Annotated in this window: 17 protein-coding genes; 12 read left to right on the top strand and 5 right to left on the bottom strand. The window is 55.3% G+C overall.

All coding sequences use genetic code 11. From position 1 onward, the window contains the following. Positions 1-40: 40 nt before the first annotated feature. Positions 41-724 carry a GntR family transcriptional regulator gene (locus V7Q41_RS10885; RefSeq protein ID WP_333845867.1) on the bottom strand — a complete coding sequence of 228 codons (684 nt, stop codon included), beginning with the start codon at positions 722-724 and terminating at the stop codon, positions 41-43. A gap of 150 nt (positions 725-874) precedes the next feature. Between V7Q41_RS10885 and V7Q41_RS10880 the strand changes: the two genes are divergently transcribed. From V7Q41_RS10880 to V7Q41_RS10830, 11 genes are all read left to right on the top strand, one after another. After that, positions 875-2,338 (top strand): NAD-dependent succinate-semialdehyde dehydrogenase, encoded by a 1,464-nt coding sequence (locus tag V7Q41_RS10880; RefSeq protein WP_333845866.1) that lies wholly within the window; start codon positions 875-877, stop codon positions 2,336-2,338. Between the two features lie 38 nt (positions 2,339-2,376). Beyond that, positions 2,377-3,186: an HpcH/HpaI aldolase family protein gene (locus V7Q41_RS10875; RefSeq protein ID WP_333845865.1), complete on the top strand. Its 810-nt coding sequence runs from the start codon at positions 2,377-2,379 to the stop codon at positions 3,184-3,186. A gap of 36 nt (positions 3,187-3,222) precedes the next feature. Continuing rightward, on the top strand, positions 3,223-4,404 hold the full coding sequence (locus V7Q41_RS10870) for an acyl-CoA dehydrogenase family protein (protein WP_333845864.1): 1,182 nt from the start codon (positions 3,223-3,225) through the stop codon (positions 4,402-4,404). Positions 4,405-4,415: 11 nt separating this feature from the next. Further along, positions 4,416-6,182: an FAD-binding protein gene (locus V7Q41_RS10865; RefSeq protein ID WP_333845863.1), complete on the top strand. Its 1,767-nt coding sequence runs from the start codon at positions 4,416-4,418 to the stop codon at positions 6,180-6,182. Positions 6,183-6,241: 59 nt separating this feature from the next. Beyond that, the gene (locus V7Q41_RS10860) at positions 6,242-7,495 is read left to right on the top strand and encodes a CaiB/BaiF CoA transferase family protein (protein WP_333845862.1); all 1,254 of its coding nucleotides are present in this window, start codon (positions 6,242-6,244) and stop codon (positions 7,493-7,495) included. Between the two features lie 4 nt (positions 7,496-7,499). Further along, positions 7,500-9,143 carry a GMC family oxidoreductase gene (locus V7Q41_RS10855; RefSeq protein ID WP_333845861.1) on the top strand — a complete coding sequence of 548 codons (1,644 nt, stop codon included), beginning with the start codon at positions 7,500-7,502 and terminating at the stop codon, positions 9,141-9,143. After that, positions 9,140-10,051 carry an AEC family transporter gene (locus tag V7Q41_RS10850; RefSeq protein WP_333845860.1) on the top strand — a complete coding sequence of 304 codons (912 nt, stop codon included), beginning with the start codon at positions 9,140-9,142 and terminating at the stop codon, positions 10,049-10,051. The genes V7Q41_RS10855 and V7Q41_RS10850 overlap by 4 nt, the downstream gene beginning before the upstream one ends. A 210-nt stretch (positions 10,052-10,261) precedes the next feature. Beyond that, on the top strand, positions 10,262-11,242 hold the full coding sequence (locus V7Q41_RS10845; protein ID WP_442918853.1) for a Bug family tripartite tricarboxylate transporter substrate binding protein: 981 nt from the start codon (positions 10,262-10,264) through the stop codon (positions 11,240-11,242). A 108-nt stretch (positions 11,243-11,350) separates the two neighbouring features. Then, entirely contained in the window at positions 11,351-12,319 is a 969-nt protein-coding gene (locus V7Q41_RS10840) for a sialic acid TRAP transporter substrate-binding protein SiaP (RefSeq protein ID WP_333845858.1), read from the top strand. An 85-nt stretch (positions 12,320-12,404) separates the two neighbouring features. Further along, positions 12,405-12,983 (top strand): TRAP transporter small permease, encoded by a 579-nt coding sequence (locus V7Q41_RS10835; RefSeq protein WP_333845857.1) that lies wholly within the window; start codon positions 12,405-12,407, stop codon positions 12,981-12,983. Between the two features lie 3 nt (positions 12,984-12,986). Then, positions 12,987-14,393, top strand: coding sequence for a TRAP transporter large permease (locus V7Q41_RS10830; protein WP_333845856.1), 1,407 nt, complete (start codon positions 12,987-12,989; stop codon positions 14,391-14,393). A 77-nt stretch (positions 14,394-14,470) separates the two neighbouring features. Here the strand turns inward: V7Q41_RS10830 and V7Q41_RS10825 are convergent, their stop codons facing one another. The 4 genes from V7Q41_RS10825 to ettA all read right to left on the bottom strand — a co-directional run bounded on the left by V7Q41_RS10825 (position 14,471) and on the right by ettA (position 19,119). Continuing rightward, a complete protein-coding gene (locus tag V7Q41_RS10825) occupies positions 14,471-15,511 on the bottom strand; it encodes a methionine synthase (RefSeq protein ID WP_333845855.1) in 1,041 nt (346 codons plus the stop codon). A gap of 50 nt (positions 15,512-15,561) precedes the next feature. Beyond that, positions 15,562-16,563, bottom strand: a complete 1,002-nt coding sequence (locus tag V7Q41_RS10820) for an LLM class flavin-dependent oxidoreductase (protein WP_333845854.1) — start codon at positions 16,561-16,563, stop codon at positions 15,562-15,564. A gap of 70 nt (positions 16,564-16,633) precedes the next feature. Then, positions 16,634-17,257, bottom strand: coding sequence for a response regulator (locus V7Q41_RS10815; protein ID WP_333845853.1), 624 nt, complete (start codon positions 17,255-17,257; stop codon positions 16,634-16,636). Positions 17,258-17,451: 194 nt separating this feature from the next. After that, the gene (gene ettA, locus V7Q41_RS10810; RefSeq protein WP_333845852.1) at positions 17,452-19,119 is read right to left on the bottom strand and encodes an energy-dependent translational throttle protein EttA; all 1,668 of its coding nucleotides are present in this window, start codon (positions 19,117-19,119) and stop codon (positions 17,452-17,454) included. Between the two features lie 239 nt (positions 19,120-19,358). Here ettA and V7Q41_RS10805 point away from each other — a divergent pair. Then, on the top strand, positions 19,359-21,122 hold a 1,764-nt coding region (locus V7Q41_RS10805; RefSeq protein ID WP_333845851.1), incomplete at its 3' end, for a DEAD/DEAH box helicase.

Below are 21,122 nucleotides of genomic sequence, written 5' to 3'. Positions count from 1 at the left end.
GACAGCGGCTGCACCTGAATGTTTGTTCTGCATGACACTGTCATGCAACCGGCGCTGATCTCGTCACGGTATCAAGCATCCGTTGCTTGCCGGTGAGGATGTGACTTTCAAATAAGTCGGCTGTCTCTGCAACCAGACCATTGCGCAGTGCCTCCACCAGCCGCCCGTGTTCGCTATGTGATTGCTGCATTTGGGCCATGGTGTAGACGCCCTTTCGCAAGTAAAGGCTGAGCTCCGCTTCAATCGTGTTATTCAAGTCGATCAGGCGTGGGTTCTTGGTGATTGCCATCAGCAGATCATGGAATTTCTTGTTGAGCTGGTGATAGGTGCCGCCGTCCCGAGCCTTCAACGCCACTTCCATATGATCCATCAGCGTCAACAACTGCGCGTCCTCTTGGTTCTCCAGTCGCGAAGCGGCCAGCCTACCGGCTGTCCGAGCGATGCTGGCCCGTAAATCGTACAGATCGAGTGCTGACTCTAGGGAAACCTTACGCACTTCTGCGCCACGATTGGGAACGATGCGCACCAGCCCACTTCGCTCCAATGAGCGAAGCGCTTCGCGCGCTGAATTTCGGCCTACGCCTAATTGAGCTGCCAGCGCCTGTTCGTTGACTCGCTCTCCAGGCTGCAGCGTTCCGTCGGCGATCATGCTGCGCACCTTCTCCTGAATTCCATCTAAGCGCGTGGCGATGACATCTGCGTCTCTCAAGGGAACTTTGCTCATGGGGCGTCGTGAAGTTTTAATGGATCTTAGTTTACAAGACATCGGGAAACAATTAATCTATATATGTAGGCAATATTGCATTAAGTGTTGACACATTTGAGAAAATAGCTACACTTAAATTGTTTCAAGACACTGCTTCACTAGGATCCAATGGAACTCCAAGACCTATACACCTCACACGGACAATTCATAAATGGCATTTGGCGCCCTGGCAGCGAGAGTGCCCCTGCCATGATTAACCCAGCCACCGAGATCACATTGGGCGACATCAAACAGGCTGGTGCCGCACAAGTCACCGAAGCGATCGCAGCCGCTGGCAAGGCGCGCGAATCCATGCGCGCATTGAGCGCTTGGAGCCGCTCGGCACTGCTAAGACGTGCTGCTACTTTGATCAACGAGCGTGCCGAAAAACTGGGCTACTTGGTCGCGTTGGAGACCGGTAAACCTATTCGGCAAGCTGTGGGCGAAGCCAAGTCGTCGGCAGAGTCAGTCGACTGGTTCGCCGATGAAGCCCGCCGCATCTTTGGCATGAGCTACGAGAGCCGCGTCAAGGGTGACCGTTATCTCGTGCACATGGAGCCACTGGGAGTCGTCGCCGCATTTGTGCCTTGGAATTTCCCGCTGTTGCTCCTGTCCCGCAAAATGGCACCCGCCTTGGCCGCAGGTAACACCTTGGTGATTCGTCCATCCAACGAAGCGGCCGGTGCAACCATGGCGCTCATCAAGTGTTTCGAAGATGCGGGCTTCCCTCAGGGAGCCATCAATCTGGTGATCGGTCGTCCGGCAGAAATCACAGCAACGATCATGAACGACCCACTTGTCGCCAAGGTCAGCTTTACCGGATCCGTGCCGATTGGCCGTCTGATAGTTGAACAGTCAGCCGTCACCCTGAAGCGGGTGAGCATGGAGTTGGGCGGCCATGCGCCAGTGATTGTGCATGCCGATGCCGATGTTGACGCCTTCGCTGCCATGGCTGCTCCCGGTAAGTTCCGCAACGCAGGTCAGGTATGTGCTTCTCCCACGCGCTTTTATGTCCACGAGTCAATTGCCAAGGAGGTCGAAGAGAAGTTGATGGCTGCGACGCGCGAGCTTCGCGTCGGATCCCCACTCGACGATGCAACCGATCTTGGCCCATTGGCCACCAAACGCCGTCGGGACGCAGTCGAGCAAATGGTTGACAAAGCTGTATCCGGGGGTGCCCGGGTTCTGTCGGGCGGGATGCGACCAAGGGGCATGGAGCGCGGCTACTTTTTTGAGCCGACATGGCTCACACAATTGCAACCCGACGACTCGGTGCTCAATGACGAACCATTTGGCCCAATTGGAACCTTGACCACTTTCTCAACGATGGACGAGGTGATAACCGAAGCTAACCGCCTACCTTTTGCGCTGGCCGCCTACGTGTTCACGCGTTCGTTGACCAAAACGCACGCGACAGTAGATCGCCTGCAAGCTGGCGTTATCGGTGTCAACACCTTCGTTGCAGCCACGGCAGAAACACCATTCGGTGGCTCAAAAGATAGCGGATTTGGACGTGAAGGTGGACCGCATGCAATTCGAGACTACCTCGACACCAAATTCGTCAACGTCGCCATGCCGACAGATGCGAACTGATTGCGCAACCATCTATAAGAAAATTGAAGGAGTTACACATGAAAGTCATCACCAATCGAGCAAAGCAACGCATTCTGAACGACGAGCTTGCACTGGGTATGGGTCTGCGCCAGGCCCGTACAGTTGATATTGCACAGATCGCTAAAAGCTGCGACTTCGACTGGCTTTTCATTGACATGGAACACAATTCAATGAGTGTGGATACCGCCGCACAGATCTGTCAGGCTGCGCTCGCTGTTGGCATCACGCCAATGATTCGGGTGCCTGCGCATGAGGCTTTCCATAGCACCCGACTGCTTGACACAGGCGCTCAAGGCATTGTGATCCCGCACGTCAGCACAGTTGAACAAGCGCGCGCGGTCGTCGACTTTTGCCGCTTCACACCGCTTGGTCGCCGCTCGATCCCTGGCAACCTTCCGCAAACACGTTTCATGCCGCTGCCGGTGCCCGAAACAGTGTCATTGATCAACGCTGAAACGTTGGTCGTGGCGATGATCGAAACAATCGAAGGAAGGGACAACGTCGATGCTATTGCAGCCGTGCCTGGGATCGATGTTTTGCTGGTTGGCTGCACAGACATGGCGGCCGAACTTGGCGTGCCAGGGCAGTTGGGTCACGCAAGCCTAAAGGCAACGCTAGACACCGTATTCGCCGCCTGCGTTAGACACGGCAAAGTCGCCGGCGTGGGTGGTGTTTACGACGAGGCGCTGATGGCCGAGTACATCCACAAGGGCGCACGGCTGATCCTAAGCGGCTCAGATCTTGCATTCCTGATGACTGGCGCCCGAAGCCGCTCATCCGTGCTGCGCAATGTCAATCTAAACCAGAAGCTGCACACCGCGGCATGAAACACACCCTCTGATCAACCCATACAGACCAACGCTATGAATCCCGAATACACATTAGCCATGCTTGAGCGTGCCGACTTGCGCCCTTATCTGAACGAAGAGCAGTTCGAGTTCCGACGCAGCATCAACCGCGTGCTATCCAAGCATGCCAGCCCAGAGTACATCAGCGCGTGCGATGAAGAAAAGCGCTTTCCTAAGGAGCTGATCGAGGTTGGCGTCGAGCAGGGGTGGTTCGCACTCACCCTACCCGAAACCTATGGGGGAATCGGTGATTACATGGACATGACCGCGTTCCTAGAGGTGGCGGCTTATCACAGCATCGCGCTGAGTCGCTTTTGGAATGCCAACATCAATATGGTGGGCGGCGCAGTAGCGCGTTTTGCGAGCGAAGAAATCAAGGCCGAAGTTTTGCCGTCGTTGGCCAATGGACAAGGCTGGTTAGCGTTCGCGCTGAGCGAAAACGGTTCAGGCTCGGACGCAGCATCCCTAACCACGCGTGGTGTCGCTGACGGTGATGACTTCATCATCGACGGCACAAAGATGTGGATCACCGGCGCGATGCAGGCCAAGTACATTCTCACCGCCGTGCGGACAGATAAGGAGGCCACGAAACACAACGGCATCAGTCTTTTCCTTGTGCCGAGCGATACCCCGGGGCTGGAAATCCGCCCGATTGACCTACTCGGTGGCAGTGCCATCCGCACCTGTGAAGTCAACTATGTTGGCGTGAGGGTGCCCAAACGACTAGTCGTCGGCGAACTCCACATGGGTTGGAAGCGGCTGACCGCCGTACTCGCCAAAGAGCGAGTCGCCTTGTCGGCCATGTGTGTCGGCGCGGCGCAGGCAGCGGTGGACTTGGCACGCTGGTATGCGCTCGACCGCAAACAGTTTGGCCAACCGGTGTTCGATTTCCAAGTTGTATCCCACATGTTGGTTGACATGCAGACTCAGGTCGATGCGGCGCGAATGATGGCGTATCGCGCGGCCAAATTGCTGGTTGACGGCCAACCATGCGATGCCGAGTCGTCGCAGGCTAAGTACTTCGCGTCTGACGTTTACGTGAAGGTCTCCACTGACGGTCTACAAATCATGGGAGCCAATGGCTACGCCATGGAGTACCCGATGCAGCGCCATTACCGTGAATCAAAGCTATTCCAAATCTTTGGCGGCACCAATCAGATCCTGCGCAACATCGTGGCGCGCAGTCTCAAGTCATAGGCAGTCGAATCATGAGCCAACACATTGTTGAAGAACTGAAAGCCCTAGGTCTGACCATTGAGGAGCTTTACACCGACGTCGTTGTCGTCGGTGGCGGGGGAGCGGCGTCGCGCGCAGCGCTGTCGGCGCGATTGACTGGCGTCGACGTGCTGATGCTAGTCAAGGCCCCCTTGGGCATCGGTGGAAGCACGGTGCACGGCGCCAGCGAAATCATGAGCATGGGTGCCTCAGGCTTTGGTGCTACGGCTGACAGCCCCGATGTCCATTACCGGGACACCATGGCAGCTGCTAATGGCTTTATCGATCGCGACTTGGTGCGCGTTCTCGCCGAAGACGCGCCCAAGCGCATTGACGACCTGATTGCATATGGCGTGTCCTTCGATCGGGCAAAGGCTGAAAAAGTTGCCACGGGTAACGCCACTGATTACAAGCTGATACAGAGCGACTTTGGCAGCTATGCAAGGGCGCTGGGCGTATCAGGAAAAACCGGAAAGGCCTTTGTCGAGGCACTCAATGCTCAGGCAGTCCAGCGAGGCGTGAAGGTGCGCGCACCAGCCGGATTGATCGATCTGCTTCTCGATGCGCATGGGCAAGCGGCCGGCGTTCTGGCCTTTGATGCGTCGGCCCAAACTTGGCTGGTAGTTCATGCTAAATCGGTGGTGTTGGGCACCGGCGGTGCACATGGTTTGTTCTCGCAGCAGGTGTCGACCGCTGAAATGACCGGCGACGGTCAGGCCGTGCTATTTCGCGCGGGGGCTGAACTAGTCAACATGGAGTTTCACCAGTTTGGACCAGCGCTGATTCATCCCTATGTCCAACTTTTTTCGAAATCATGTTTCGTACTGCATCCACGCATGACGAATTCACAGGGCCACGAATTTTTACCCGACTACCTCCCTGAGGGCGTCAGTCAGACCGAAGTGATGGACGAAAAGGTGTTCCCGTTCACAGTGAGCAACGTATCGCGTTACATCGACATCGCGATCGCTTCGGAAATCGCAGCTGGCCGCGGCAATCATCGCGGCACGATCAACTTCTCGCTGGCCCATGTCCCGCCCGAAAGGCTGCAAGCGACCATTCCAAATACCATGCGCTGGATGCAGGCCAACGGCATTGACCCCCAAAAGGACGCGATGAACGTGGGCATCGCTTTCCAATGCCTCAACGGCGGCGTTCGCATGATTGACGCTGATGCGCGGTCCACAATTCCAGGCGTGCATGTCATCGGTGAGTTGGCAGGCGGAGTTCGGGGTCCGGATCGACCAGGCGGCAACTCACTCGCTGAGGGGCAAGTGTTCGGGCACCGAGCGGGTGATGCGGCTGGCCGCCATGCGAGAGATAGTGCAGTAACAACACCCATCGTGGGCGATGAAGTCGTCGAAAGGCTGCGACTTGCATTGGCCCCCAACGCTAATTTCGGCTTAGCGAGCAGCATGCAGTCTTTGCAATCCGCAATGCAGCAGCATGCACTGGTCGAAAAAAATGAGTCTGGATTGAACGCCGCACTGAAGGTGGCGCGAGACATCGAAACGTCATTCGACCATGGCGGTGGTGCCACGCAGGCGACCCTAGCTGAAGTACTAACACTCCAGAATATGGCCACAACGGCAACGATCATTCTGGAAGCTTGCCTGCAACGCCGAGAAACCCGCAGCGGCCATCTGCGCACCGACTACCTGCAGCGCAACGATGCTGAATATGGTCACGCCTTCGTGCAAACACGAGCCAAAAACGGCCAAAGCCTGTTCACGCCTATGGCGTACCCAGCAGCCGATTGATCAATTTAGAAACGGGCTGTTCAACCCATAGAAAGTCCGAAAAGCTAGGAGACACCGCGATGAGCGAACAAACTAAACCGATGCCGTTGAGCGGCTACACCATCCTTGATTTGAGCGTCATGACGGCGGGTCCGGTGGGTACCATGCTGCTTGGCGATCTGGGCGCTGACGTCATCAAGGTTGAAGAACCAGCCCACGGCGATCTCGCACGTGACTTAGGGAATCAATTCGTGAATGGCGAAAGCGTGCAGTTCATGTCGCAAAACAGAAATAAACGCAGCCTGCGACTCGATCTAAAGTCACCAGCAGGCAAGGCGGTTTTTTTGCGCATGGCAAAAACGGCTGATGTCATTGTTGAGAACTTCCGCCCTGGCACAGTAGATCGCTTAGGTGTAGGTTACGAAGCCGTCAGAGCCATCAATCCACAGATCATTTACGCAAGTGCCTCTGCCTTTGGACAAAGCGGTCCGTTAGCGGCTTGGCCAGCGAACGACCCGATCGTGCAAGCCGTAGCGGGTTTGATGGACATGACCGGCGAGGCCGATGGCCTGCCTGTTCGCTTGGGTGCGCCACTCCCCGATTTCGGTGCTGCAGCGATGATGGCTTTGGGCATCACCACCGCCCTGCTGCATCGCGAGCGCACAGGGATGGGTCAACGGATGGACACCTCCTTGTTGGCAGCCGCGTTGTTCAGCACTATTCCACGCGACGGTGAGACCATCCGCAGTGGCAAAGCACCCTCAAGGCTCGGTAGTGGACATCCGACGATGGTTCCTTATCGCAACTATGAAGGTGCAGACGGCAAATATTTCTTTGCCGCCTGTTTCACTGAAAAGTTTTGGACCAATCTGTGCCGCGTTCTAGATCGTATGGATCTCATGGTTGACGAACGCTTTATCAACAACACCCAACGCACCGCCAATCGCCATCTGCTGGACGCAATACTAGAAGACGCTTTCGTGAAGCAGCCAGCAGCCTATTGGGTCAAAACCATGTCAGAGGCCGACGTCCCATGCGCCGCCGTTCAGGACTACCACACAGCCCTCACGACTGACCCGCAGATCAAACACACCGGTGCGGTTCTTCAGTTCGACCATCCCGTCGCAGGCCCCATGACCAACATAGCCAATCCACTGACGCTGCATGGCACACCGGTGCAAGTGCGACGTCCACCCCCAGTGCTCGGCGAGCACAGCGAAGAAGTCCTGCTTGAATATGGCTTTGCCGCCAGCGAGATTGATGAGCTGATGCGAGAGGGCATCGTCAAAGGGTCACGTCTCAATGACGCCGTCTTGGCTCAACCAGCAAGATAAGCTGATGAACTCCATCAACAAAGAAATCATGGCCGACTACGTGATCGTCGGCGCTGGCACAGCCGGCTGTGTGCTCGCCAACCGTCTTTCGGCTGACGGCAAAAACACGGTGGTACTGATTGAGGCGGGCGGGCGTGACCGACATCCATTGATTCACATTCCTGCCGGCTTCCTTCGTTTACTTGACCATCCCAGCATCACCTGGGGCTACAAAACGGCACCCGAGGCACAGGCAAGCGATCGCGAAATTTTGTTCCCTCGCGGCAGAGGCTTGGGGGGGTCGAGTTCCATCAACGGCCTGCTGTACGTGCGACCCTTCACTGCCGATATAGACGCTTGGGAATCAAGTGGCGCAGCAGGCTGGAATTTCGCCAATTGCCTGCCCTACTACACCCGCTCCGAGACCTGGCAAGATGGTCAGGACGCGCGTCGGGGCAGCAGTGGTCCGATCCAGGTGACGCGGGTCTCTTCGCCGCCGGAGGTATGCACGAAGGTGATGGCGGCGGGGAAAGAACTAGGGCTGGAGATCGTCGATGACCCCAATGCCACTACCCACGGACCATCTATTTGGTTCTATCAGCAGACACGCAAGGGCCGGACTCGCTCAAGTGCGGCTCGGGGCTATTTGTGGCCCATCACCTCACGCCATAACCTGAGCGTGCTCACCGACTTGTCCGCGCAGCGAATCAGGATGGAGGGCGAAGGGTCTCAGCGCACAGCCACTGGCGTCGAGTGTCGGCGTGACAACGGACAAACCGTTTTTGTGAAAGCACGCAAGGAAGTGATTCTCAGCGCCGGCGTCATCGGCACGCCACGCTTGCTGGAACTGAGTGGCATCGGCGATACGAACGTATTGGACAACGCGGGTATCCGCACGCAAGTTCCCTTGGGCGGCGTAGGCAACAACCTGCAAGACCATTACGTGACTCGGTTGTGCTTTCGCATCCAGGGTGTCGAGACCGCCAACGAACGTTCGCATGGTGCCGCACTGGCCAAAGAAGTGGCGAAATATCTGGTAACTGGCGACGGGATATTGACCTACAGCGCAGCTGTGATTGGCGCGTTCGCCTCGACCGGTCTTGCTGCTCGCTCAGACGTGCAGTTCGTGATCGCCCCAGGCAGCTTCAAGGAAGGCCGCATTGGAGAACTCGAAGACAAGCCGGGACTGTCGTTCGGCGTGTGGCAGATGCGTCCAGAAAGCCGTGGGTATGTGCACATCACTTCAAACGACAGTGCCCAAGCGCCGACCATCGCACCACATTATTTGAACACCCCTTTGGATAGGCAGACGGTGGTTGCTGGGTTGCGTATCGGTCGCGAATTGGCCAAGCAGCCATCCCTCACGCCCTTCGTTGTTGGCGAAACCGTACCTGGCCCACATGCGGACTCAGATGAGGCACTGCTGCAGTACGCCCGCGACAACGGATCGACCGTTTATCATGGTGTTGGCACCTGCCAGATGGGCACCGACCCTTCATCTGGCGCTGTCGTCGACGCCAACTTGCGCGTGCATGGCGTTAAGCAGTTGCGGGTGATCGACGGTTCAGTCATGCCATTTATTACGTCGACAAACACCAATGCCACCGTGTTGATGATTGCCGAGCGTGCTGCAGACATGCTGCTGATGCAGACGCACTATCCCGCATGACGTTAGTTTCATGGTTGGGCATCTATGCCCAGATTGCGACTCTTTTGTTGCCTGTTGTTTGTTGTACCAGCATCGGCGCGGTTTTTGGCTTAAGAAAGCAGTCCTACCCATCTGATTTCATCGCCATGTTGGCGACTGTCGTCTGCACACCCGCGCTGGTATTTCACACACTCATGACGACGCAGCTTGACAACCTACAGTTGCTTGAAGTCGGCTCTAGCACATTGCTGGGGCTTGCGATCGCCGCGGTGTTCAGTGCCATAGCCCTGCGCTGCATCAGCATGCCGGCCCGGACTCTCGGGCCCGCGCTGACCTTTCCCAATACCGGCAACCTCGGACTTCCGATTGCACAACTGGCTTTCGGAGACACGGGCCTGGCAGTCGCAGTCGTGTTCTTTGCGGTGAACTCAATGGTCCAGCACACATTAGGCGTTTGGGTGATGAGCCTAGGCGGTAACCGCTCTCAACCTTTGCCCAAAGGCATCTTATTGGCCTGTCTGCTGGTCGTCGTTTTGCGGACGGCTGACCTTGCGCCCCCAGCCCCTTTGCTCGAAAGCGCACGGTTGGTAGGCTCGCTTGCGGTGCCGCTGATGTTGTTGAACCTAGGATACGCGCTCGCCACCGTCACACGCACAGGCATTCGCAAGGGCGCTGTGCTTGGTGCATTGCGCCTGCTGATCGGTCTGCTCGCAGGCGCACTGGTCATTCACCTGATCGATCTACCGCCGCTCGTGGCCAGTGTGATGACGTTGCAATTTGCCATGCCGGTCGCGATCGTCAACTGCATCTATGTCCAACGTTTCAGCACTTACGGCGATATAGCGGCTGGGGCTGTTTTAGTGTCGACCACCGCATTTGCTCTGCTTTGCCCGCTTCTTATTTGGCTGGCGAACACAAACCGGATCTGATCCGCGGCGGTGCTTGGCTGAGCGCTTAAGCGCTCGAATCCCAAGAAAAACGAAAAAACAGATAAAAAACTGGTGAAAACCCCAATGTGTATACATATATTTAATTTAATTTATATATTGACATTAAAGTGTCGACACATATACTAATGTTGAAGACACATAGACGTAGATTAAAAAAACAAGCGTGATTTTTAAATGTGAAGGATAAAAATGCCCCTGTATAAAACTCTGCTCGCGTTGATCACTGGCCTGACCCTTGCCATATCAGTTCAGGCACAAAGCTACCCAAATAAAGTCATCAAGATGATCATTCCCTTCCCACCGGGCGGGGCAACTGACATTGTTGGCCGCATCGTGGCAGAGGCGCTGAGTAAGGAATTGGGTCAGCCGGTGGTAGTGGAAAACCGAAGTGGTGGTGGCGGCAGCGTTGGTACAACGGCGATCGCTAAGGCAGCCCCCGACGGCTACACACTTGGTATCGCAACTGTCGGCACACACGCAGCCAATCCTGCTTGCAATCCAAAAGGGGGTTACGACGCAGTACAAGACTTCACGCCCATCAGCAACCTCGCCCGCACGCCTAACGTGTTGACGATGTTTCCTGGCGTTGCTGCAAAAAACTACCAAGAACTTCACGCTTATCTCAAGAAGAATCCAGGCAAGGTCCGCTATGCCAGCGGCGGCACGTGCGGCGTCCATCACCTGACTGGCGCGCTGTTCACCACGTTGACGGGTACAGAACTGCTACACATTCCTTACCGCGGGTCAGGCCCCGCATTGACCGATGTGATGAGCGGTCATGTTGAGCTGTTTTTCGATAGTTTGCCAGGCTCTCTTGCGCAAATTCAAAGCAATCGTTTACGCCCCATTGCGGTGGCATGGGACAAACGACTCGAATCCTTACCCAACGTGCCGACCTATGCAGAGCTTGGGCTCAAGCCAATCAACGACGCGGTCTGGTATGGCTTGGTTGCACCAGCCAAAACACCGGATGACATTGTTAAGAAACTGAATGCGGCAACCCTGAAGGTGTTGGCATTTCCCGAGGTGAAAGAACGTATCGTTCAGAGCGGCTCGGAGCCGGCTGGAAACACATCGGCCGAGTTTGGCGCGGAGATCAAAGCTGCGCTCGAGCGAATGAAAAACATCGTTAAAACGCAGAACATCACCTTCGATCCCACAGGCTCTTAACCACGATATCGCTGCCCAATCAGAAGGCAGAGCGAGTGATGCCAGTGAAAGTTTGAAGAAATCAATACCCGCTTATCCGTTCGTTAAATCAATCACTAGGAGACAAAAATGAAATTATGGAAAAAACTATTGCTCGCATCTGTTATTGCGAGTTGCGCAAGTGGTGCATTTGCGCAAACGAAGCTGAAATGGGCTCACATCATGGAAACGTCAGAGCCGTTCCATGTATGGTCAGTGTGGGCAGCCAATGAGCTGAGCAAACGTACCAACGGTAAATACTCGGCTGATGTCTATCCAGCTTCCCAATTAGGCAAGGAAAACGACTTAAACCAAGGCCTGACGCTTGGTACTGTTGACATCATTGTCACTGGCGCCGGTTTTGCCACGAAGAGTTACGCGCCCATCGGTGTGACCTACTATCCCTACACCTTCAGGGACGTAGATCATTTGCTTAAATTTTTCAAAAGCGATGTCTACAAGGACCTGAACAAAGGCTATGCAGAAAAAACCGGTCACCAGATTCTGAGTTCGATGTACTACGGCACGCGCCAAACCACGGCTAACAAACCGATTACCAAGTGCGCTGACCTGAAGGGCCTAAAAATGCGCGTGCCTGATACCCCGGTCTACCTGGCTATGCCTCGTGCCTGCGGTGCCAATGCAACGCCTATCCCCTTTGCAGAGGTTTATCTGGCATTACAAAACGGGACCGTTGAGGCTCAAGAAAATCCTTTAACCACCATAGAAGCAAAGAAGTTCTATGAAGTACAAAAGAACATCATCCTGACCGGGCATATCGTCGAACACTTGAACATCGTGGTGTCAGGCAAGCTTTGGAAGCAGCTGACCGACGCCGAGAAAAAGATCTTGACTGACATCGCTCAAGAGGCGTCTGAAAAAGCATCAGCAGACCTGGTGACACGCGAAAAACAAATGGTGGACATCTTTAAGAAAAAAGGCATCTCGGTGACGGAGGCAGATCGCAATGATTTCCGAGACTCCGTGCTAAAGAGCGTCAAATTTGAAGACTTCGGCTATCGCAAGGCTGACTGGGATCGCATTCAGAACATCAAGTAACCTCGCCACGCTACGTGGTGACTCGTCAGGGATCGGGTGATCCGTCCCTGACTTGCGTTTGAATTCATTCTTGAAGGTTTCCCGCATGGATAAATCAACACCTCAAGCCCAAGCCAGCGTCCAAGCTTTGGCACACAGCTTTGACGAGGCAGACCAACTGAATACGGACTTGTCCGACTACCGTTTTGACGACTGGATGACTTTGGGCGTATTTTGGATCATGGTGGTACTTGTCTTCCTCCAGTTCTTTACCCGATACGCGCTCAACGACTCTTTGGCTTGGACTGAAGAGCTGGCTACCAACTGCCTGATTGCCCTCGTCTTTATTGGCGCTTCCACCTGTGTCCGAAAGGACCGCCATATTCAGGTCGATTTGCTCTATCGATATCTTCCATCTTCAGCCTCTCGCTTTTTTGCAACGCTGGTGGACTTCATCAGAGTCGTGTTCCTGGCCTACCTGACTTATCTCGTATTCAGATACATCGAGCTGGTCGGTGATGAAAGGATGACTACCCTCAATTGGCCAAAAAACATCATCTACTGGTTGGCCTTGTTCGGCTTTGCAATGATGGTGATCCGCGCTGGACAAATCACTTTGAGAAACTGGAAACTTGGTTTTTCGGCACTTGAAAAACCGCAAGCTTATGACGGCTCTGAGGCATAACGCATGACAATACTTATTGGTTCTTTCCTTGGTTTAATGCTGATTGGGTTGCCGGTGGCCATGGCCATGGCGATCGCGTCGCTCTTATACATCTTGGTCACTGGGTCGGTGCCGGATGTGATCGTAGCGCAGCGAATGATCGCTGGCGTAGAGAGCTTTCCTCTGTTGGCTGTGCCATTCTTCATACTTGCCGGCAACCTGATGAATATCGCTGGCATTACCGGACGTATTTACAAATTTGCGGTGGCGCTCGTGGGCTGGATGAAAGGTGGTCTCGGACAGGTCAACATTGTTGGATCAGTGATCTTTTCAGGGATGTCTGGCACCGCCATTGCGGATGCAGCCGGCCTAGGCACCATTGAGATCAAGGCGATGAAAGACCACGGGTACAGCCCGGAATTTGCGGTCGGCGTGACAGCAGCATCGGCCACGTTGGGGCCGATCTTTCCCCCTTCTCTGCCCTTTGTGATTTACGGGATGATGGCCAACGTCTCCATCGGCGCGCTATTTCTTGCAGGCGTTTTGCCGGGCTTGGTAATGATGCTGTTCATGATGGGCACTGTTGCCTTCATTGCACGCCGAAACAACTGGGGCGGAGATGTCTTGTTCTCATGGAGAGAGTTGGGCAGCGCTGGGGTTGAAATCTTGGTTGTTGTCCTTTTCCCTTTAACGATCTGGCTGTTAACGTTAGCGGGTGTGTCGGTCAATTACGCTGTGGGTGGTGCCATGATCGCACTCCTTTTGGCGGACTGGTATTTCAAATTTTCGGCTGTGATGGCTTTGATGGCCCCAGTCATTCTGATCGGCGGCATGACCATGGGTTGGTTCACACCAACTGAGGCAGCCATGGCGGCTGTCATCTGGGCTCTGTTTTTGGGTCTGGTGCGTTATCGGTCAATGACATTTAAGGGCTTGGCCAAGGCGACTTTCGACACAGTTGAGACCACCGCCAGCGTGTTGTTTATCGTCACTGCAGCATCGATTTTTGCTTGGTTACTCACGACCAGCCAAGCAGCGCAAATGCTGGCCGACTGGATCTTCAGCTTTACACAAAGCAAATGGGAGTTTTTATTGCTAGCCAACCTGCTGATTCTGTTGGTGGGGTGCTTCATCGACACGACTGCGGCCATCACGATCTTGGTGCCAATTTTGTTGCCCATCGTTTTGAAGCTAGGTATTGATCCCATTCACTTTGGATTGATCATGGTACTGAACTTGATGATCGGATTGCTGCATCCCCCACTCGGTATGGTTTTATTTGTGTTAGCGCGCATCTCGAAGTTGTCGGTCGAAAGAACCACGGTAGCGATCATGCCTTGGTTAATCCCCTTATTCCTGTCGCTGATCGCCATCACTTACATCCCAGAGATATCGTTGTGGTTGCCTCAACTGATGCAAATTGCAAAGTAAGTTCTAGCTCAAAACAAAGACCTAGGGTAGTAGCCAATGACAGATGCCCAAACCCCTCGCCCCCGAACAACAACAACTCAGGCGTACCGAGTTCGCGCCAAAGCAGCCCCTGCCGCCAAGGCCTCTAACTTTTTGACCGCCACCTCGCGGCTCATGGGCGCCAAGCCGCAATTGGTGCAAGCGATCAATCGGTTCTTGGGCACGTACTTCAACGCCATGCCGATGGTGTCGGCAATTTGTTCGGGTGTTTCAATCACATCGCTGGCCACGTCAATCACGCCCACCATCACGTCTTTGCCTTCCAGCAAGGCCATCATTTCGGGTGGTACATGGGAGTGGTAGCACTCGAGGCTGACCTGTTGAATGCTGCTCTTGGCCAAGGCGGGCAACACTTTTTCGTACTGACGCCACTCGTCACCCAGGGTCTTCTTCCAGTTGTTGTTAGCCTCAATCCCGTAGCCATAACAAATATGAACAGCCGTGGTGCAAGTCAAGCCTTGGGCGGCGCGCTCTAGTGCTTTGACGCCCCAGTCTGCGGCTTCCTCTAAGTAAACGTTGAAAGCGGGTTCATCAAACTGAATGATGTCCACGCCATCAGCCTGCAAGGCCAAGGCCTCTTGGTTGAGCAACTCGGCAAAGGCAAATGCCATGTCAATGCGGCCTTGCACGGCGTCTTTGCCCATGCCATAAAAACGATCGGCCACGGTGTCCACGATGGTCATGGGTCCAGGCAGCGTGAACTTGAGTTTCTTCTTCGTGTGGGCGCGCGCCAACTGGGCTTCAAATGCATGCACGCGACCTTTCAACTTCAAGGGCGCAATGACTTGCGGTACTTGCGCGTCGTAGCGGTTGTTGCGAATGCCCATGGTCACTTTGTTTTCAAAATCGATGCCTTCGACTTGCTCCAAAAAGCCATGCACAAAGTGTTGGCGCGATTGCTCGCCGTCGCCAATCACATCCAAGCCTGCATCTTCTTGGGCTTTGATCCACAACAGCGTGGCATCGGCCTTGGCTTGCAAAAGAGCATCTCCTTGGGCTTGCCACTTGGGCCAGAGTTTGTTGGTCTCGGCCAGCCACTCGGGTTTGGGCAAGCTGCCAGCGATCGCGGTTGAGAACATAGTTTGGGTCTCCAAGAATGTGAGGTGAATGACTTGAAATCTGAAACGGCTTAGGCCAGCGCAAATTCTTGGGCCAGCAATTCATACGACCTTGCCTGCGCAGTGGCATCGTGGGTCCAAGTGATGATGACCACTTCATCCAGTTGCAAACGCTCAGCCAACTTGCGTAATTTGTCAGCCACTTGAGGTGCACTGCCCACCAAAGCGCCAGCACGCAACTCAGCCAAGGCCAGTTGCTCTGAGGCGCTGAAGTCGCGCATGGCTTGGTCGGGCGGCAGCAAGGCGCCTATGCGCCCCAAATTGCGGTCCATCTTCCAGCGTGCACGGCTTTGAAACAAGCGCCAAGCCTCTTCTTCGGTGTCGGCCGCCAAGGCCCACACACAGACGGTGGCTTGTGGCTTGGGATGGCGTGGGTGAGGTCGGTAGTTGGCGCGATAGAGATTGAAAGCGCTATCCACACCCTGTCCCTCGGTGATGAAGTAGGCAAAGGCATAGGGCAGGCCCAAGTGAGCGGCGAGTTGCGCGCCGTAGTCCGAACTGCCAAGCATCCACACATCGGGTGAGCTAGGACCGCTGGGATAGGCGTAGACGCCGTGGCCAGGGTGGCCCGCGGGAATGGGCTGGCCAGTGACCCACGCCTGCAATTCCATCACTTGTTGTGGGAAGTTGTCGCTGGCATGGCGATCGGGGTTGAGCAGCTGCGCGGTGCGGCCATCGCTGCCAGGGGCACGCCCTACCCCGAGGTCGATGCGGCCAGGGGCCAAGGCTTCGAGCACGCGAAACTGTTCGGCCACCTTGAGGGGTGCGTAGTGAGGCAGCATCACGCCCGCACTGCCCAATCGAATGCGCGTGGTGCGCGCAGCAATCGCTGCCATCAACACTTCAGGCGCCGTCCCCACAATACTCGGGTGGCTGTGGTGTTCGCTCACCCAAAAGCGGTGATAGCCCCAAGCCTCACACAGCGAAGCGAGCGCCAAAGTTTGGCGGATCGTTGCGTCTTGGCTTTGGTCACAAGCAGTGGCAGATTGATCGAGGGCAGACAGTTTGAGCACGGGCAGAGCATAACTTGCACCGCAAGCCCGCGCTGTCACACAAGCGCTGATCCATGACGCCTGAAGCGATTTAAGCGCGTGCGCGGCGGTTGATTTGCCTGACCGACATCAGCGCATCAAAAAAGCCGTGCAACCAATCCATGTCAATGGGCTTTTGCAGCATTTGCACACCATCAGGCAAGCCGCCATGGGAACGGACATCCTCGGCGCTCATGCCAGTCATCACGACCACCGCCAAATTGCTGAATAAATTGTGTGCGCTCAAGGTTTTTAAAAACTCAAAGCCGTCCACATTGGGCATTTTCAAATCAGTCAGCAACACTTGCGGCTGCAAACTGGGCATGTCAAGCAAAGCTTCCATGGCCGAGGCGTACATCACAGCATCCAAGGGCAAGCCCCATTGGTCAAAGTTGGTTTGCAACATCAAGCGTGTGTTTTCATCGTCTTCCACCACCAACACGCGCAAGCGGTCTTCGCCTTGGATCATGGATGCAGGGGCCAAATTGTGGCGGCGTTGGTAGTCATGGATGGACTGCAAAGAGATGCGACGGTGCCCGCCTTGGGTCTTCCACGCTTTGAGGTCGTTCTTTTCCACCAAGCCTTGGACGGTTCCCACAGAGATGCCCAACATTTTGGCGGCGTAGCTGGTGCCGCAATAGCCGTCATAAGGTTCTTTTGAAGGAGACATATTCATTACAAGTTCCTGTTCTCTTAACTGATCTGAAGAAATTCACACTTACCAATGTAATTGTTTTTTTGTATTGTATACGATTAAATCGTATTAAAGTATTAAAAATGACGAGGCTTGACTAGCCAATTTAAAAAGCATAGGTCACAAAAAAACCCAACCACCTGCGGGTGGTTGGGTTTTGGCAGGGAAGTGGTGGCTTACTTAAGGGCTTTGAAACGCACGCGCTTGGGCTTGGCGCCCTCTTCACCTAAGCGTTTTTTCTTGTCAGCTTCGTACTCTTGGTAGTTACCGTCGAAAAAGACCCATTGGCTATCGCCTTCAGCAGCCAAGATGTGCGTGGCAATACGGTCGAGGAACCAACGGTCGTGGCTGATCACCATGACCGAGCCAGCGAACTCCAACAACGCATCTTCCAACGCACGCAAGGTTTCCACGTCCAAGTCGTTAGACGGCTCGTCCAGCAGCAACACGTTGCCGCCTTCGATCAAGGTCTTGGCCAAGTGCAAACGACCGCGCTCTCCCCCGGACAACATGCCGACCTTCTTTTGCTGGTCGCCGCCATTGAAGTTAAAGCGGCCGCAATAAGCACGGCTAGGCATTTGGAATTTGCCCACGTTCAGGATATCCAAGCCACCTGAGATGTCTTCCCAAACTGTTTTGTCGTCCGACAAGTCGTCACGTGACTGGTCCACAAAAGCCATTTTGACGGTTTGGCCAATCTTCACTTCACCGCTGTCAGGCTGCTCTTTGCCAGCAATCAGCTTGAACAGGGTGGACTTGCCCGCGCCGTTGGGGCCGATGATGCCCACGATGGCGCCCGCAGGCACTTGGAAGCTGAGGTTGTCGATCAACAAACGGTCGCCAAATGACTTGCTGACATTTTTGAACTCGAACACCTCATGGCCCAAACGCTCGGCGACAGGAATGAAGATTTCTTGGGTCTCGTTGCGTTTTTGATATTCGTAGTCAGACAGTTCTTCAAAGCGGGCTAAACGGGCCTTGCTCTTGGCTTGACGACCCTTTGGGTTTTGACGCGACCACTCCAATTCCTTCTTCATGGCCTTGCTGCGCGCGTCTTCGGTGCGCTGCTCGGTGGCCAAACGGGCTTCTTTTTGCTCTAGCCACGTGGAGTAATTGCCTTTGTAGGGAATGCCGTGACCACGGTCGAGTTCCAAAATCCACTCAGCGGCGTTGTCCAAAAAGTAGCGATCGTGGGTAATGGCCACCACCGTGCCAGAAAAACGGGCCAAGAACTGCTCCAGCCAGTCCACCGATTCAGCATCCAAGTGGTTGGTGGGTTCGTCTAGCAGCAACATGTCGGGCTTGCTCAGCAACAAACGGCACAAGGCCACGCGGCGTTTTTCACCCCCAGACAGCTTGCCAATGATGGCGTCCCATGCGGGCAGGCGCAGCGCGTCGGCGGCAATTTCCAGCAAGTGGTCAGAGCCGTCACCTGCACCAGAGGCCGCAATGATGGCTTCGAGTTGGGCTTGTTCTGCAGCCAAGGCATCAAAATCAGCATCCTCTTCGGCATAGGCCGCATACACCGCTTCAAGGCGGGCTTGTGCATCCTTGACCTCGCCCATACCGCTCTCGACCGACTGGCGCACGGTGTGCTCAGCGTCGAGCTGTGGCTCTTGGGGCAAATACCCAATCTTCAGCCCCGTCATCGGGATGGCTTCGCCCTCGATTTCTTTGTCAATGCCCGCCATGATTTTGAGCAGGGTGGACTTGCCTGAGCCGTTGGTGCCCAACACGCCAATTTTGGCGCCGGGGAAAAAAGACAGGGAGATGTCTTTCAAAATTTGACGCTTGGGCGGCACAATTTTGCCCACGCGGTTCATACTAAAAACGTACTGAGCCATTTGTTTTCTTTCGGGTAGCAGATGCAATAAAACGTGAATTATCCCTGCTATCTGGATCCGTGCCACAATACACACCGTTGCCGCCGCCAGTTGCCGCAACATCAGCACTTCTGCTGGAGCTGGTTCCAAACACCTCTGTTTGTGATTGTTGAGCTCATCTGTAACCATTGCCAACCTTTGACTGGGTGGTCTTCGGACCAAGCGGGTTGGTGTCATGCGCTGACATAAAGCGCTCCATCATGAAATTTGAAGATTTAAATTTGGCTCCGGCCATCCAAAAAGCTGTGGCCGAACAGGGCTACGAAACCCCAACCCCCATCCAAGCCCAAGCCATTCCAGCGGTTCTCGCCGGACACGACTTGTTGGCAGGTGCTCAAACCGGCACGGGTAAAACAGCGGCATTCACCTTGCCACTGCTGCACAAACTCACCATGAGTCGCAGCAAAGAAAACAAGTTTGGCGTGTATGGCGTGCGTGCCTTGGTGCTGACCCCCACCCGCGAACTCGCGGCCCAAGTGGAAGAGTCGGTGCGCAACTACGGCAAATACCTGCAACTGACCTCCACCGTCATCTTTGGCGGCGTGGGCATGAACCCCCAAGTGGCCCGTATCAAAAAAGGTGTGGACATTTTGGTGGCCACCCCAGGCCGCTTGCTGGACTTGCAACAGCAAGGCTTGCTCGATTTGTCCACGGTAGAGATCTTGGTCCTTGACGAAGCTGACCGCATGTTGGACATGGGCTTCATCCACGACGTCAAGAAAATTTTGGCCTTGGTCCCCAAAGACAAGCAAAGCTTGTTGTTCTCCGCCACCTTCAGCGACGAGATTCGCGAACTGGCCAACAACCTGCTCAAAGACCCCCAAAGCATTCAAGTCACACCCAGCAACACCACGGTGCAGCGCATCACACAAGTGGTGCATCCCGTAGGTCGTGGCAAGAAAAAAGCTTTGCTCGCCCACATCATCAACGAGCACAACTGGAGCCAAGTGCTGGTGTTCACACGCACCAAGTTTGGTGCCAACAATGTGGCTGAGTTCTTGACCAAAAACGGCATCAGCGCGATGGCGTTGCATGGCAACAAGAGCCAAACTGCTCGCACCCAAGCATTGGCTGGTTTCAAAAGCGGCGATATCCGCGCCTTGGTGGCCACCGACATTGCTGCGCGCGGCATTGACATTGACGAGTTGCCACATGTGGTGAACTATGAAATCCCCAACATCAGCGAAGACTATGTGCACCGCATTGGCCGCACCGGCCGCGCTGGTTCGAGCGGCGAAGCCGTGAGCTTGGTGTCCTTGGACGAACAAGGCTTCATGCGCGACATCGAAATCTTCACCAAGCAACAAGTCCCCGTGGTGCCTGTGGCCGACTTTGGCCCGGATGCTGACGAAATAGCCGAGCCCATTGCCATGGGCCGTCAAACCCTGTGGGGTGGCTTAGGCAAGCCCCCAGGCCGTGACGTGATGGCTGCCGCAGCCAAAGCCGCGCGCGGTGAAATGATGCAACGCATTCGCGACACCAAAGCCACTGGCGGTGGACGCAACGGTGGCAGCGGTCGTGGCGGTCAAGCGGCTGCCTCTGAAGGTCGCGCACCCCGCCCCAATGGCCATGTCAGCCGTGACCGCGTGGGCGATCGGCCTACACGCGATGGCGAACGCGCCCAGTTTGGAGACCGCCCACCGCGCAACAGCGAGCGTCCAGCGCGTGACGGCAACCGACCAGCCAGCCAACGCGCACCTCGCCAGTTTGACAACCGCGGCCCTCGCAATGAGAACCCCCGCCCACCGCGCGACTTTGACGCGCCTCACGCCCCTAGGCGTGACGACGACGACTTTCAGCCGCGTGCCAATGCACATTTAGGCACCCAAAGTGGCGTGAATGCCTTTGGCCACAAAACACAAGGCGGCGGTCAGCGCCAGCCTGACCCTACACGGACCAGCGTAGACCTCATGACCGAGCGCAAACGCGGTGGCGGTGGCGGTGGCGGCTATGGACGTCGTTCG

Source organism: Limnohabitans sp. (genome assembly GCF_036804465.1).
GTDB lineage: Bacteria > Pseudomonadota > Gammaproteobacteria > Burkholderiales > Burkholderiaceae_C > Limnohabitans.
The sequence above is the reverse complement of the archived record's forward strand: the minus strand, read 5'-3'. Positions and strand labels throughout refer to the sequence as shown.